The organism is Nostoc sp. JL33 (genome assembly GCF_017114985.1).
GTDB lineage: Bacteria > Cyanobacteriota > Cyanobacteriia > Cyanobacteriales > Nostocaceae > Nostoc.
Genome location: NZ_JABXKP010000103.1, coordinates 1 through 15,177, shown reverse-complemented (window position 1 = coordinate 15,177; position 15,177 = coordinate 1). Strand labels below are relative to the sequence as shown.

Annotated in this window: 12 protein-coding genes and 2 pseudogenes; 9 read left to right on the top strand and 5 right to left on the bottom strand. The window is 42.5% G+C overall.

What is annotated here, in order from left to right; translation table 11 throughout:
- Nucleotides 1-132: 132 nt before the first annotated feature.
- Entirely contained in the window at nucleotides 133-1,287 is a 1,155-nt protein-coding gene (gene devC, locus HWQ23_RS31710) for an ABC transporter permease DevC (RefSeq protein ID WP_292837607.1), read from the top strand.
- Nucleotides 1,288-1,413: 126 nt separating this feature from the next.
- On the top strand, nucleotides 1,414-2,124 hold the full coding sequence (locus HWQ23_RS31705) for a DevA family ABC transporter ATP-binding protein (RefSeq protein WP_292837605.1): 711 nt from the start codon (nucleotides 1,414-1,416) through the stop codon (nucleotides 2,122-2,124).
- A 551-nt stretch (nucleotides 2,125-2,675) separates the two neighbouring features.
- Here HWQ23_RS31705 and HWQ23_RS31700 read toward each other — a convergent pair.
- The gene (locus HWQ23_RS31700) at nucleotides 2,676-3,494 is read right to left on the bottom strand and encodes a hypothetical protein (RefSeq protein ID WP_292837603.1); all 819 of its coding nucleotides are present in this window, start codon (nucleotides 3,492-3,494) and stop codon (nucleotides 2,676-2,678) included.
- A gap of 497 nt (nucleotides 3,495-3,991) precedes the next feature.
- Here HWQ23_RS31700 and HWQ23_RS31695 point away from each other — a divergent pair, with 497 nt between their 5' ends.
- Nucleotides 3,992-4,426: a hypothetical protein gene (locus HWQ23_RS31695; protein WP_292837601.1), complete on the top strand. Its 435-nt coding sequence runs from the start codon at nucleotides 3,992-3,994 to the stop codon at nucleotides 4,424-4,426.
- Nucleotides 4,427-4,501: 75 nt separating this feature from the next.
- On the opposite strand, the pseudogene HWQ23_RS31690 reads toward HWQ23_RS31695, so the two are convergent.
- Nucleotides 4,502-5,938: pseudogene (locus HWQ23_RS31690) on the bottom strand (RNA-guided endonuclease InsQ/TnpB family protein); the annotation flags it as partial.
- A 99-nt stretch (nucleotides 5,939-6,037) separates the two neighbouring features.
- On the opposite strand from HWQ23_RS31690, the gene tnpA reads away from it, so the two are divergent.
- From tnpA to HWQ23_RS31670, 4 genes are all read left to right on the top strand, one after another.
- Nucleotides 6,038-6,448, top strand: coding sequence for an IS200/IS605 family transposase (tnpA, locus tag HWQ23_RS31685; protein ID WP_292837599.1), 411 nt, complete (start codon nucleotides 6,038-6,040; stop codon nucleotides 6,446-6,448).
- A gap of 297 nt (nucleotides 6,449-6,745) precedes the next feature.
- Nucleotides 6,746-8,935 (top strand): cation:proton antiporter, encoded by a 2,190-nt coding sequence (locus HWQ23_RS31680; RefSeq protein ID WP_292837597.1) that lies wholly within the window; start codon nucleotides 6,746-6,748, stop codon nucleotides 8,933-8,935.
- Nucleotides 8,936-8,939: 4 nt separating this feature from the next.
- The gene (locus tag HWQ23_RS31675) at nucleotides 8,940-9,422 is read left to right on the top strand and encodes a hypothetical protein (protein WP_292837595.1); all 483 of its coding nucleotides are present in this window, start codon (nucleotides 8,940-8,942) and stop codon (nucleotides 9,420-9,422) included.
- 111 nt (nucleotides 9,423-9,533) lie between these two features.
- Complete coding sequence (locus tag HWQ23_RS31670) at nucleotides 9,534-10,370, top strand: AMIN domain-containing protein (RefSeq protein WP_292837593.1); 837 nt, start codon at nucleotides 9,534-9,536, stop codon at nucleotides 10,368-10,370.
- A gap of 94 nt (nucleotides 10,371-10,464) precedes the next feature.
- Here the strand turns inward: HWQ23_RS31670 and HWQ23_RS31665 are convergent, their stop codons facing one another.
- Entirely contained in the window at nucleotides 10,465-10,671 is a 207-nt protein-coding gene (locus HWQ23_RS31665) for a hypothetical protein (RefSeq protein ID WP_292837591.1), read from the bottom strand.
- A gap of 138 nt (nucleotides 10,672-10,809) precedes the next feature.
- The gene (locus HWQ23_RS31660) at nucleotides 10,810-12,729 is read right to left on the bottom strand and encodes a transketolase C-terminal domain-containing protein (protein ID WP_292837589.1); all 1,920 of its coding nucleotides are present in this window, start codon (nucleotides 12,727-12,729) and stop codon (nucleotides 10,810-10,812) included.
- A gap of 306 nt (nucleotides 12,730-13,035) precedes the next feature.
- On the opposite strand from HWQ23_RS31660, the gene HWQ23_RS31655 reads away from it, so the two are divergent.
- Nucleotides 13,036-13,800 carry a DeoR/GlpR family DNA-binding transcription regulator gene (locus tag HWQ23_RS31655; protein WP_292837587.1) on the top strand — a complete coding sequence of 255 codons (765 nt, stop codon included), beginning with the start codon at nucleotides 13,036-13,038 and terminating at the stop codon, nucleotides 13,798-13,800.
- A 260-nt stretch (nucleotides 13,801-14,060) separates the two neighbouring features.
- On the opposite strand, the gene HWQ23_RS31650 is transcribed toward HWQ23_RS31655, so the two are convergent.
- On the bottom strand, nucleotides 14,061-14,600 hold the full coding sequence (locus HWQ23_RS31650; RefSeq protein WP_292837585.1) for a DUF3172 domain-containing protein: 540 nt from the start codon (nucleotides 14,598-14,600) through the stop codon (nucleotides 14,061-14,063).
- A gap of 432 nt (nucleotides 14,601-15,032) precedes the next feature.
- On the opposite strand from HWQ23_RS31650, the pseudogene HWQ23_RS33770 reads away from it, so the two are divergent.
- Nucleotides 15,033-15,132, top strand: a pseudogene (locus HWQ23_RS33770) (ABC transporter permease); the annotation flags it as partial.
- Nucleotides 15,133-15,177: the final 45 nt, after the last annotated feature.

Genomic DNA, 15,177 nt, shown 5'->3' with positions numbered 1-15,177 from the left:
AAGTTATAGGTGAGCAGTCATCCAAATTTATGATTTGATATTTTGGATTGTAAATGTTCTTAATTACGAATTACGAATTCCGTTAGCGTAGCCCATTCCGAATTATCTTAACTGTGCTTGGATGCCTAGAAAATGAATCAAAAAATACCTCTGTCGTGGCTACAACTGACAAGAGAAAAAACTCGCCTAGCTGTGGCTTTGGCAGGAATTGCTTTCGCTGATATTTTAATGTTTATGCAACTCGGCTTCCGGGATGCTCTGTATTATAGTAACGTTCGATTCCATAGCAGCTTGCAAGGCGATATTGTTTTAATCAATAGTCAATCTAGCGCTGTACTGGCGATGAGGAGCTTTTCTCAACGACGATTATATAAAGCTTTAGAGTTACCCGCAGTACAATCAGTACATCCGATATATTTAGACTTTACAATCTGGAAAAATCCCGTTACAGGCCGTCCTCGTAGTATCCTTGTCTTTGGAATGAACCCAGAAACTAACCTAGTTAATTTACCTGGAGTTCAGGAGAATTTAGATAAACTTAAACTGCCAGATGTGGTTTTATATGACCGTTCTTCTAGGCTGGAATATGGGCCAATTGCTGCTGATTATGAACAAGGAAAGGCTGTAGCAGCAGAAGTGCGAAGGCGGCGAATTAAAGTAGGGGGACTATTTACATTAGGTGCATCATTTGGCGCGGATGGTAATTTAATTACGAGTGATCTTAACTTTCTGCGGATATTTCCCAATCGTCAGCGAGGATTAATTGATATTGGGTTGATTAGATTAAAGCCGGGAGCAGATGCTAAAGTTGTTGCCCAAGAGTTACGAAAGTACTTACCTAGCGAGGTAAATGTTTTAACTAAGCAAGAATTTATTGATTTTGAGCGAAATTATTGGGCAAATAGTACAGCTATTGGATTTATTTTCACATTAGGAACTGTCATGGGTTTCATTGTAGGGACTGTGATTGTTTATCAAATCCTTTATACAGAAGTTGCAGATCACTTAGCTGAGTATGCTACTCTCAAAGCAATCGGCTATACACAAAACTATTTATTGACAGTCATTCTTCAAGAGGCTTTGCTATTAGCAGTTTTAGGATATTTTCCGGGAATTACTTTTTCTTTATTTATGTATAAAAGTGCCAGAGATGCGACACTTCTACCAGTTTTTATGAGTTTTGATCGGGCGGTAATGGTACTATTTTTGACTATAATGATGTGCATTATTTCTGGTGCGATCGCAGTCCGAAAATTACGTTCTGCCGATCCAGCAGATATCTTTTAGTTAATTCAATATTAATTAAAACATATTCTTGATAATTCTAGTTTAAAATTAACAATTAAGAAACCTTAATTTTTGATATGCACTACAGTTGAATCTCAGAACTACTAACTTATAGCTAACGAATTTATGATGAAACAAGAACCTGTAATTGCGATTAAAAATCTCAATCACTATTATGGCAAAGGCGCACTGAGAAAACAGATATTATTTGACATCAACCTAGAAATTTATTCTGGTGAAATTGTAATTATGACCGGGCCATCAGGTTCAGGTAAAACAACATTATTGAGCTTAATTGGTGGTTTGCGGTCTGTACAAGAGGGAAGTTTAAAATTTTTAGGTGAAGAACTTGTTGGCGTCAGTCAAAGCAAACTGGTACAGATGCGACGCCAGATTGGTTATATTTTCCAAGCTCACAATTTGCTAGGGTTCTTGACAGCAAAGCAAAATGTGCAAATGGCGGTAGAACTGAATGATCATATTTCTAAAACAGAAGCAGTGGCTAAATCAAAAGCCATGCTGGGGTCAGTTGGTCTAGAAGAACGAGTTGATTACTACCCAGACAATCTTTCTGGTGGACAAAAACAAAGAATTGCGATCGCCCGCGCCTTAGTGAATCATCCCCCCTTGGTGCTAGCAGACGAACCAACAGCAGCATTAGACAAACAATCAGGACGCGATGTTGTGGAAATAATGCAGAGTCTAGCCAAAAATCAGGGAACTACTATCTTATTAGTGACACACGACAACCGCATTTTAGACATAGCCGATCGCATCGTAGAAATGGAAGATGGACTTTTAACCCGTAATTCTCCAAATGCAGCTATTCAGTCATGATTCCAAAGTGAGAAATCACAACTCAATAACTAAGGTGTGACGCGAATAAATATAGCCTATTTACCGAATTTTAGATTTTAAATTTTGGATAATGGAATTGTTGGCGGAGCCTAAGAAGAGAAGATTCTTGCGTTCCATTATTTAAAAAGGTCTAGAGCAAGCTTTCTTTAAACGCGAGAATAATTCTTTAATCCGTCTTGGAAAGTTTGCTCAAGTCAAGCCACTCCGTTGCGGTGAGGCAGTCGCTCAAAGGGGGTTTCCCCCATGAGGAACTGCCGTTCGCCCAAGGCGCGTGCCGGAGGCATCACCCGAAGGGGGGTTCCAAGAGTTGTAGGAAGTAGCGCGCCACAGCCGCAAGAGCAACTTTGGGCAAAATCTGAAATTAAATGACAGAGCAAGTGACTTAATTGCTCTTTTCTTTTCTTCAATTCTTCAATTCTTCAATCCTCTCATTGTGTGACTCATAAGGGTTGTCCTACCTTGCACAAAGCTTCTACGTCATTGGTCATTTGTATCTACAAATGACTAATGACTAATGACAGCCATAATTATTATCTAGTCGAGCCTGATTTTTTCATTCCAGGTGGCTTTGGCTGAATTGGGGTATTTGATTGGCGACTAGTACGGAAAGTCACATTCACGCCTTCATTCGATTGCTCTAGCACCAGTAGAGGCGTAGGTTTAGCCTTTTGATCCCATTGCATAGTAGCAATCCGACCTTGAATTATTGGTTGCCAAGTATCTTCATTTTCTATGGGGCTGAGGTAAGTTTCTATACAGTCAATAATTTGACTAATAGTTGCAGAAGTTGCTTGCGTCGGTAACTTCGTTAACCGGATTTGAATCCGAAACAGCACTCGTTTGGCAGAGTTCGGCGGAGTACCAGTCTCATACTCTACATCAAAAATTTCATCTACTTGCCGTCCAACGCTATTAGCAATTCCGACTGATCCAAGTTGGGCTTGATTTGGGCGCAGGGCTTGAGAAATTTTCTCTTTGATCTGAATCTTCACTTGATTAAGGATTGCAAAATGAAACACCTCCTCTGCCATCCGCATTCGCAGATAATCCAGGTTAAAGTCCCGTGAGTTGACCAAATCGGGATTAGTTTCCATTTTGCGAATTGTTTCCAGCGCTAGCTTAAACTTTTTCTCTAAGTCTCGCGCGCGGAATTGTTCAAACTTAAGTTTTTTCTCCAGCTTATTCATCTGGATCTTACTATACACAATCAAAGCAATCACCGCTAAAGCCAGTCCTCCAGAGGTTACCACCAATAATGGTAGTATTTGAGGATTACTTGCTGGCACTTCCTGGGATGCCTTTTTAATCTTTATCCCGGAGGATTGGGCAAGAAACATCGAAGTGGGCATGGTTGGGAAACTGAAAAACTTGACTCCTGATGTTTAGGATGCCCAAATCTTCAATGTCATCTTGCTGTTTCGTTAATATTTTTACAGCATTTTACAAACTGACGTAAGGGATTTCCAAGAAATAAATTATCCATCTTGTGGGGTGGGCAGGAAAGCCCGCCTTTGGCTACGGGCGCTCGTGTCGCCCACCCCACAAGAAGTATTGAAATATTATTTTTATTTGTCAGTCCTAAAACTGTACTTGTATTAGTCTTCCCAACTGCGATCGCCTGACAGAAGTATTGTAATTTTTCTCTGTTTGTATAAAACCACCCTGCATATAATAGCGATCGCTCCCTCTTCCTGTGCGTCCTCTGCGCCTGGAGCGGTTCGATTCTCACACTCGTTTGTTAAAGTACATTGAATTTTCAATGAAAGTGAGTCTAAAATCCATTTCAAAATCCATCTATAAAAACTCTAATTTCTCTCTTGTTCATTATTCAGCCCTCCCCGCCCCTATGACACCAACTTTATTTGGTCGCTGGCAAACTCGATTATTATTACTTGCAACTGTCGGCCTACTCGTATCTTTGCCATTTGCAATTGGTTGGATTGGTTTTAGTGCTAACTCAGTTTATTTTTGGATACTTGGTTATGTCACTATCTTTGGCTTAGGCTGGGATGTGTTTTATAACTATCTGCAAAAATTCCGGTGGGATAGAGATTGGCCCGCAGCTTATCAACTCTTAGCCGGCATATGGGAATTTGTGTTTGTATTTTGTGGAGTCAAACTGTTTGGCTTCTTACCAATACCTTTACCGAAAGAAGAACTTTCACCAGCAGCTTTTTTATTGCACTATAGCGTCGTGTGGCTAGCAGTTTTTATTAGTTCACAAAGCCTGATGCGAATTATTTTTCCTCGTTGGCGTTTCCGGGGTGGGGAGTGGTTGTAATATCGTGTCCTGACCTGATTGTGTCTATAACCGCTAGTCTGTTTATAGTGGCGCATAAGCGCCACTACAAACAGACTACCTATTACCTAATTTTCTTGATATCGTTAGTTCGGAAGTTTTTCTAGATTTAGCTCGTGACATACTCCTACACTTACCGCTTGCGGTAAGTGTAGGCTTCCAACAGCCCTTTTTAAGGGTATGAAGGATTTCCTTCGTGGTACTATCGTCCATAGTTCCAACTATGTCTATCTTCCCACTACGACGTTTTATACTAGGGAAAATGCCCAACCCTAGTCTTTTCAAGTTGACTGCGGCGTTAATATCACGGTCAACCATCAAAGTATTTTGCTCATCCCAATATTCTCTGATACTGCAATCAGTAAAAATAACCTCATTGCGGTAACTGAGAATCATAGAACTATATTGTGGCTTCTGTGAAATTGCTACAGCACCAGCTTTTTCGGCTATGCGCTGTAATATTTCAAAGAATTGCCCAAAAGCACCATCAGCCCATGATTTATTCAGTCCTGACTTAGCAGACTGTCCATTGGGAAGATAGCTTCCATTCTCATCCTGTTTGGTTTTATTGCGTCGGGTTAGCCCTTTGAGATTCAAATCCTCGTAGAAAAAAAACTTTTTCCCAGTTCTCACAATTTCGTGAGCAGTTTTGTACTGAAAATCTTTACGACTTCTGGCAATTTTTTGATGTTGTTTAGCTTCACGTTTTGCCAACTTACGCCGAGATTTAGACCCGCGCTTACGTCTATTTCGTTTGGTAGAAATACGATCTAGCTTGGCTTGATTCTTGCGTAATGGTTTTAAAGATGGGAGTTTTTCACCTTCTGAAGTTGCAAGATAATTATCACCTTGCAACACAGCATCAATCCCTATTGAGTTAACCCAACTGGGAATAAGTTCGGTAGTTTGGCTTGGAATGGTTATATCCTCCAAGACTATTTGGGCGTACCAGCCATCAGCCTTTTTAGTAATGCTAACTTGTTTAAGGATAAACCCATCAAGTATAGGTCGGTGCATCCGAACCTTAAACATACCCAATTTGGGCAAACGAATATACAGCCAGTTTTTGCGAGTTAGCTTTATCCATTCGTTATTGGCTGTTGCAAACGTCATAGTTTTGAAACTCGCCTCAGTTTTGAAGCGTGGTTTACCAGAACGTTTACCACTAGAATCCCCAATTATAAAGCGTTCAAAAGCTTTATCAACTCGCTTGCAAACCAATTGCAGGACAGTTGAATCTACACTTTTAAAATCGAGTAATTCACCTGACCATTGAACAATGCTCAAGTCTTTTTTGATAACTGGTAGCTGGAGTTTTTGACTGTAGTAGTTAGGTCGGTCGAGCAACTCAGGTAGTCTGGTTACAAAGATTGGACAACTATTTGCAGCATGACGGTTATTCTCCCACCAGGAGAAGCGTTCACCCAATTGGCGGTTATACCAGTACCGACAAATTCTTAGCCATTCATTAAGAATTAGTTTTTGACTTGATTCCGGTTCTAGTCGTTACTGGTAGGTTACTTTCATCCTATCAACTGAATGGGTGTTATAATTTTAGGCTACACCAATCATAGCATATGTTCTTGATTTTTAATGAAAAACGATTTTGTATCCAAAGGTAGGTCAGTAAGTGACTTAAAAGCTCACTTGGTTTTGACGACCAAGTATAGACGCAAAGCCTTTACTCAAGAAATGTTGAAGCGAGTAGAAGGCATCTTGATTGACTTACTCGAAAAGTGGGATTGCAAATTAGTGGAGTTTAATGGAGAGGAAGATCATGTACACCTATTGTTTCAATACCACCCAGATTTGCAACTTAGTAAACTTGTAAACAACATTAAATCAGTGACCTCGCGCAGGTTACGCCAAGAATATGCCGAGCATCTAGAAAAGTTCTTCTGGAAAGATGCGTTTTGGAACGGATCTTATTTCGTCGCAAGCTGTGGCGGAGTTACAATTTCAAAGCTTAAAGAATACATCGAGAATCAAAATAGTCCAGAATGAATATGGGTCATGGCTCGACATAATAATTAATTGTTCTGACTACGCCAGAATACATTAATTACCATGTCTCCCCACTCCCGCGCATTCATCCCACACTCCTAAGAAGTGAGTGTGGAGCTTCTGCTGTTTAAGCTAAAATCATCAAAATTCATGTCTCACGGCTGCAACTAAATCGTAACAATAATTGACATGACAACAAAACACAAATTAACCTTGGGTGTATCTAACAAGCTTGACATTTTCTAGTCTTTTAAAGAATTATCTTAGAGAAACCAGATAGTTAATTGTGAGGAAACCATGCACATAGTTATTCTCGTTCTGGTTGAGGTGCTGATTGTTATTGGACTTTCAAGGCTAGTAGGGCTAGCATTCCGTTCCATTAAGCAACCTCTGGTAATTGGTGAGATTGTCGCCGGGATTATGCTCGGTCCATCTTTATTTGGTTTAGTTGCTCCCCATCTAGCAGTTACCTTGTTTCCACCAGAAACTTTTCCTTTTCTAAATGTTTTGTCTCAGGTGGGACTAATATTTTTCATGTTTCTGATTGGGCTAGAACTAAATCCAAAATACCTTAGCGGACAATTAGAAGTAGCAGTTTTAACTTCTCATGTAAGTATTTTGGTGCCGTTTTCCTTAGGAACATTGCTAGCGGTGCTACTTTATCCCCTAGTTTCCAATGCAAGTGTATCCTTTACCGCTTTCGCCTTGTTTTTGGGGGCGGCGATGTCGATTACTGCCTTTCCAGTCTTAGCGCGAATCATTACTGAAAACAATTTACAAGGAACGCGTTTAGGAACGTTGGCGTTAACTTGTGCAGCAGTGGATGACGTGACAGCTTGGTGTCTCTTGGCAGTAGCGATCGCTGTCGCTCGAACTGGCAACTTTGCTGGTGCCATACCCACAATTATCGCCAGCATAGTCTACATCGGCTTGATGTTGACGGCGGGACGTTGGTTCCTCAAACGCCTTGCTACCCATTACCTGCGTGCGGGACGCCTGAGCCAATTGCTGCTAGCTGGGATTTATATGGCAGTAGTGGCCTCAGCACTAATCACCGAACTAATTGGTATTCACTTAATTTTTGGGGCATTTTTACTGGGTGCAGCCATGCCCAAAAATGAAGATTTAGTGCGAGAATTGGCAGTAAAAACGGAAGATTTTGTCCTGATTTTTTTGCTGCCAATATTTTTTGCCTATAGTGGCTTACGGACGCAGATTGGCTTACTCAACCGTCCAGAATTGTGGCTTTTGTGTGCGTTGATTTTAGGAGTGGCGATCGCAGGCAAATATGTTGGCACCTATGTAGCAGCCCGTGTGAGCGGCATTAATAAACGGGAAGCTTCGGCACTCGGTTGGTTAATGAATACTCGCGGCTTAACCGAACTGATAGTGCTAAACATTGGTCTAGAGTTAAAGGTAATTTCCCCCTTAATATTTACCATGCTGGTAATTATGGCATTGGTAACTACATTCATGACCTCACCACTGCTGGAATGGACATATCCGAAGAAGCTGATCAGGTTAGATGTCGTGGAATCGGAGTCGGAAGCAGAAACAGCTACAAGCGCTACTGGTGGCGAAGCTTATCTTCGTCCCTACCGAATTTTGGTACCAGTGGCTAATCCGAGTACCCAAAAAGGTTTAGTACAGTTGGCAGTCAGCATCGCTCTCAACTTCCGACATCCCGCGATTGTTAACCCTCTTAGCCTGATTGAATTTGAAGAAGATTATGCCTTTGAAAGTACCCCAGTTGAAGCAGACCGATTAATTGCCCAGCGCCGCCAACAGCTAGAAGAACTGATTAATACTCTCGAACCGTTAGAAATACGCTCTCATGTACATCCCATCGTTCGCATATCCAGTAATGTCGCACGAGAAACAGCACAGATTGCCGCACTCAAACAAGTTGATTTAATTCTTGTGGGATGGCATCGCCCAGCTTTTAGTAGCAATCGCTTAGGTGGAAGAGTCGGTCAAATGCTCACCAGTGCGCCAGTGGATGTTGCAGTGTTTGTGGACAAGGGAGGCGATCGCTTAGAAAGCTTGTTGGTGCCTTATTCGGCAAATATTCATGATGATTTGGCACTGATACTGGCGCTCAGACTGCTAATCAATCATGAAACTTGTATGTTACAGGTTTTACAGGTTCTACCCGAAAATCACCTCAAGGATGAATTGAGCTACGAGTTACATAAAATGATGGAGCAATTACCGAGTAGTGTACGCGATCGCATAGAAATCAAAACTGTCCAAACTTCAGAGGCAATCCAAGCTGTAGTCGAAGCCTCAACAAGTGTAGACCTGACAATTGCTGGCACCAGCCGCACTTGGGGTATCGAGCGTCAAACCTTGGGAAGATATATAGATCAACTAGCCATCCAATGTCGCTCCTCCCTGCTGATTACCCGCCGCTACAGTCAAGTCACCGCTCATCTGGCTTCCGTACTTCCTGAGGTTAGTAGTCAAAAGCCAACATTGAGGAGTTGAGATTATGAATCATTTCAACTTCAAATCTTTAGCTTTTTACGGAGTAGCAATAATTTCAGTGCTACTGTTGTTTAGAACTGTCAGCGTTTATGGGGAAAACAATCTCAAGGCTCCTCCTCCAGTTAACGGCGCGTATCGTCTAACGCTAGCGGAGAATTTGCCGAACTGTGAAAAATCGGATACCCTGACCTTAAACATTGAGCAATCAGGTATTTACTTGAATGCCTCTGTATTACCGGCAACTGCCAACGCCGATATTGACGAAAAGCACTCGCTCACAGGCATCTTCAAAAATAAACAGTTAAATTTATCTGGAAAAGTTGGCAGATCAATCCTTTGTAATATTCCTCGCCCCCAAAATGATCCTCTAAACTCAGTCACAATTCAAATGCAACTTGTGGACAAAGGTAGTATGACAGGTCAATTAAACATAAATGGCATCCTACAAACTCTGAAATTTACCGCTGTGCCCCAAAAAGCTCCTTGAATTGCGGGTGGGGAGAGACGCGATTAATCGCGTCTGTAGTGGAGAATTGGAAGCGCGAAGTAAACAGCAATGTGAGCGCATTGTATGGGTTTTATGGAGCAAATAAAAAGAATGGATCAGCGACTAAAGACTAGGCAATTTTGCCAATGGCGCAAGCAGCTATTTAGCATCAGTATATTAGGCTTTTATGCAGCGATCGCCCTCGAAACTTGCACTACTGCTGCTACACCAGTGGCAAAGCTAGATAATTGGCGTTTTTCCCCCAAGACACAGCAACTCGAAATCACCCTCTCAGCAGGCACAACCCCCCGTTATTTCTACCTAGCCCAACCCCCTCGTCTTGTTGTAGATATACCGAATACTAAGTTGGGCAACATTACCAGGCAACAAAATTATTCTGGAGCAATCAAAAGCATTCGCGTTTCTCAACTGAACGCAAACGCCACACGCATTGTCCTAGATTTAGCACCAGGGACTGTTTTAAATCCCAAACAGGTACAACTGCAACCCGTTTCCCGAAAAAACTCCACTCGCTGGGTATTACGTTCGGTTATTTCTGGTAAAACTACTGCCGTGAAACCAGGAAACTCCCCACATTCACCCAAGAAACAACCTCAAACACTCCAAAAGCCGCCTAGTAATCTACCCGTAACTACTAACCCACAACTACCCTTACTCACAGTTCCGCCTCCATCCAATGAACTACCCCCAACAATTACTACTAACTCAGGACAGCCTTTTGTCACTGTACCTCCCCTAACTCCGAATACACCCTCTCAACAAATTGATTCAATTCTTCCCCCTGCTACTTTCCCAAATCAATCAGGTAATTTGAATAGCGTTCCTCCTTTTGTTCGGTCTGACTTTCCAGTTCCAACAGTCCCCAATGTTCCCGATCCCCAGGTGATCGAGTTTGGTCAACCTTTACCCAAAACTAAATTCAAATAGGGCATGGGGCATTGGGGATTGGGCATGGAAAATCGAATCAATGCCTCATCCGCTATGCGCCATGCCCTAATAATGTTGTGCCTCCTAAAAGGAGCTACGGTGTACACACAAGTTTCTTGACCTGCAATGCCATTGCATCGACTGACAATGCCATTGCATCGACTAACAATGCCATTGCATCGACTGACAATGCCATTGCATCGACTGACAATGGCATTGCATCGACTAACAATGGCATTGCATCGACTAACAATGGCATTGCATCGGCTGACAATGCCATTGCATCGGCTGACAATGCCATTGCACACCCTACGTTACGTATACACGGTAGCTTTAAATCTTACTCCCCTTCCCTACAAGGGAAGGGGCTGTTCTTGTTAGGTCTGTATTGGACTCAACCAATAACCGCTATATGTAGCTTGATGAAAGCAAAATGATATTACTTTCCTCCAACTAACTCTTTCACCTTCTTGATAATGCTCACTGGATCGATACCTTGATATGGGTACTGTTCCCACAAACCACCGCAACCTTCTTTATGAGTTCCAAGATGGGCATATTTGGGAGTCAACCCCCGCTCTAGTAGCCAAGAACCGAAACGACTGCCTAAGCCTGTCCGACGGTTGAAGGGTTCTACTACAAGCACAAAAGGAGCGTTACCAACTTTGGTAATTATTTCTTCATCAATGGTGTTTAAAGTTGTTTTGTTAATCAAACCAACGTCTAACCCTTCTTGCTTAAGACGCTCTACAGCATCAACGGTACGGTAGAGAGCATCGCCAAAACTGATGATGTAGCCTTGTGTCCCTTCTCGTATAACCTCATCTTTACCAGGAACAAATTTGTAGCCATTTCCAAAGAAGTCATTGCCGTTGCTGTCCTTAATGTTGGGCACTTTGGAACGGGTGGAGAAAATAAACCGCAGTCCAGGCTCAAAAAACACAGCTTCTACACAAGCTGTCATTTGATTATTATCTGCCGGGAAGTACAACTGTGTTGGGTAGCCATCATCCAAGCCATTGTCGGCAAACATATTGTTCAAACCAAAGTGGCAGCTGTTATCTGCCATGTCATCTATACCCGCATGGGAAAAATGACACAGAACATTGGAATAGTTCAGCCGTGCCATCGTGATTTCTGAGATACACATTTCTAAGAAGGCGCTGAAGGTCGCAAAAATACCTTGCTTGCCCTTGTCCATCCCGAATCCAGCCGCAGCAGAGAAGTTGCTCCGTTCCATAATCCCGGAGGAAATAAATATTTCTGGGTATGTTTCATGAATTTTCTTCAAACCGCAGGAGCCTTCTAGGTCGCTATCAATGACCATGACTTTTTCTTTACGCTCCGCCTCACTCATGCGACTGAGGACACCCACCACGGCTTCACCAAACACATTGCGGTTAGCGCCCCATTTGTCACTGCTACCCAGAAATGTATATGTTTGCTTGGGTTTCTCAATACTTTTAAGGTATTCGATAGCCGCAGTTTGTCCGCGAGATTCTAGATACTTAACTGCTAAATCTACAGAAATTACATCATGACCATGAATGGAACCTTCTAAGCCTTCAATACCAGGACACATTGGGCGTTTATTAATCAGAGCGATCGCTCCGGGAGTATTCACGGCTTCGCTCATCCGACGGTATAAATCGTCTAAGTCTTCCCCATCTCCCTGAAGTACTTTCAACCCGTGACCTTCTAAGGTTTTGGCGACACTAAAACCAGGTAAATATTTAGAAGGATGTCCAGCGATCGTTACATCATTGTCATCAATGATCAGCTTGACGTTGAGATATTGAGCAACAGCCAAACGAGCAGCTTCAGCATCGTTACCTTCTTGCTGAGAGCCATCAGAACCGAGACAGAAAACAGCCTTGCCTGGATTCGCCATTGCCACACCATTGATGTAAGGCCAAATATGACCCAGGCGGCCAGAACTAAATTTCACACCAGGAGTTAGTTTTAGTTCGGGGTGTCCCGGTAAATTGGAATGTGCTTGCCGATAACGTAAAAGTTGCTCGGCAGGTAAGTCACCATGCAATGTTGCCATCAGATATTGAGTGGCAACTCGATGTCCTGCTTCATCAAAGAAAATCGGTACAAATTGCTCCGATGCTCCCCGGAAAAAGGCATCGAGAATCATTACCTCTGGCACTGTATCATAAGGCCCACCAGTATGACCGCCCACTCCGCTAGCAGCGCCAGTCGCGGTAAAAAAGACGATCGCATCTCGGCAGAGTTGAATATTCGCTTTTAGAGTCTCTCGCTGTTCATCTGTGAGGCTCGAATTTGCTGGATTGAGTCCTAAAGGTTTGTAAGCACCGAGATCAATTGGAAATTGGGAATTAATAATAGTCATGGCTTATTTATTGAATAAAAAGCAATTTGAACAGGCGGGACGCATGAGCGCACTACAAAAAAAAATTGTTAAAACCCAGATTGGGCAACAATTATTCAAGCATTTCCCAAGCTAAAGTCAACCACTAGCAACCATTGTCAAACCATCTAGACTTCAATGGACAAAATCAACACATTCAACAGTGCATGAATGTGCTTGAATTCAATTGAAGTTACGGATTGCCGTACAAAGATTTGCATATCAATAAGTATAAACTCACAAACGTGCAATTTCAAGCTCAAAAACGCAATTTCAGGAAAATAAATTATGTTAACTGCTGAACGACGACAATTCATTTTAGAAATTCTGCGTCGTGATAAAAAGGTACTTTCAACAGAACTTAGTGCTGTTCTCAAGGTTTCTGAAGATACGATTCGGCGGGACTTGCGAGAACTAGCAGAAGTTGGACTATTGCAACGCGTTCATGGGGGAGCGCTCCTCAAATCTCCAGCGATCGCCAGTTATGCCGATCGCCAAAAGCAAGCGCCAAAAGAAAAGGAAGCGATCGCTCGTACAGCAGCAAAATTAGTATGTACAGGACAGGTGGTGATTTTAGATGGAGGTACGACAACTCTCCAAGTAACCCGTCATTTGCCCCTAGATTTGCAAGCAACAGTGATCACAAATAGTCCGCCAATCGCCGTTGCCTTAGCAGAACATCCCCATATAGAGGTTGTGATGTTAGGTGGACAACTCTACAAAAAAGCCTTGGTAAACGTGGGTACTGTCACGATTGAGACATTACGGATGATTCGTGCAGATTTGTGCATGTTGGGGGTTTGCAGTTTGCATCCAGAGATTGGAATTAGTGTACCTAACCTAGACGAAGCCCACGTCAAACGAGCGATGATTGCTGGATCGGCTGAGGTAGTAGGATTAGTGACAGCAGAAAAATTAGACACGGCTGCTCCTTATCTAGTGGAGTCCATTCGTGCCCTAACTTATCTAGTAACTGCACCTACAGTATCTAATAATATGCTCAGTGCCTACAAAGCTTTAGGTTTAACTATTATACGTGATGAGTACGAATAAGGAGCAGGGGAGTAAGAATTTTAGATTTTAGATTTTAGATTTTAGAATTGAAATTTAATCCAAAATTGTCAATCCCTTCTCCCTTCGCGTAGCGTCTCCAAGAGTTGGGGAGACGCTGCGCGAACGGCTTGGTGCAGTCGCTCATGGGGGAAACCCCCTACAGCCCTTCGGGCATCCTACGGCAGGCGCTAGCCTCTCCCTTTGGGAGAAGACCGCGCTGCTTCACCAAAATCTAAAATTGAATTGCCCCATGCCCAAATCTAAAATCTGTCCGTTTCTTGAGGTGTTCCAACTGCTCCTGGTTGAGCCGTAAATAAGTTTTGAGCAGCTTCATTCTGATATATGCATCTAATATCAGGTTTGTCACTGTCCAAGTTACCTGTGAAGCCAAAGGTGTTCAGGCGATTTTTGCACTCATTTACCTGATCAGATGTCACCAACTTACGTTGCTCTAAAAGCGCCCAGTTATTTTGTCGGATCACGCATCCGGGACGCATACTGGGCTGGGCAACATAGACATTGAATGGGTTGAGAGTGACGAACAGTCTAGCGTCCATCACCATCGCGCTGGCTCCGTACTGCACACAAATTTCCGGGTTCGGTGCTTTGGTGTCAATGAATTCACGGGAAGCCACATTTGATGGGGCTAACGTGGTTGTAGAACTAAAAGCAATCCCAATGCCAATACCCAAAATCAATACCCCTCCCATAATTGCGATGGTGAAGAGGTTAAACATCGGGGATTGGAAAATAGAGGGTTTAGAAGTAGTAGCCGATTTACCAGTGGGTTTACGTCTCATTGTTGCTTAATCACCTTCACGCCGACTTGGGAGGGAGTCGTCTAAAGTTTTCTCCCTCTTTTCAGTATGCCTATTCTTGACTGTAATTGCCTGTGACTTTCTGTGGGATATTCTTGTTATCTGTGCGATATTCTTGTTAAATGAGAAAAATAGTAGCTTATCTAGATATCTGGACAGAATTTCAAAATAGTACACTGTGGCGAAAGTCTGCCTACCTTTAACAAGTTCCTCTGAGCAACTTGTCTGGCTAATTGAAATAATAGCTGAATTTATGCCAAGCCCTACTAGTGGCTTATTGTTTCTATCTATAATAATTGGTGAGTATTTTTCTTTATTTGATCATTAACGAATTGTTATTAGTTATGACCTTTTTAGTGGTTGATTTGTTAATCACTGCTTGAGTGTATTTATGGATTATACCATATTTTTGATCTGATGCCCAATTGTGCGGTATTTGCTGTCTTTAGGGGTGATTGTGGGGTTGAGTGTGCGATCGCTCGAATCAGTCGGATACAACAACTTTATAGCGGTTCTCAGTTGGGTGCAATATAGTAACAGCAGTGGGTAAACCATCCAA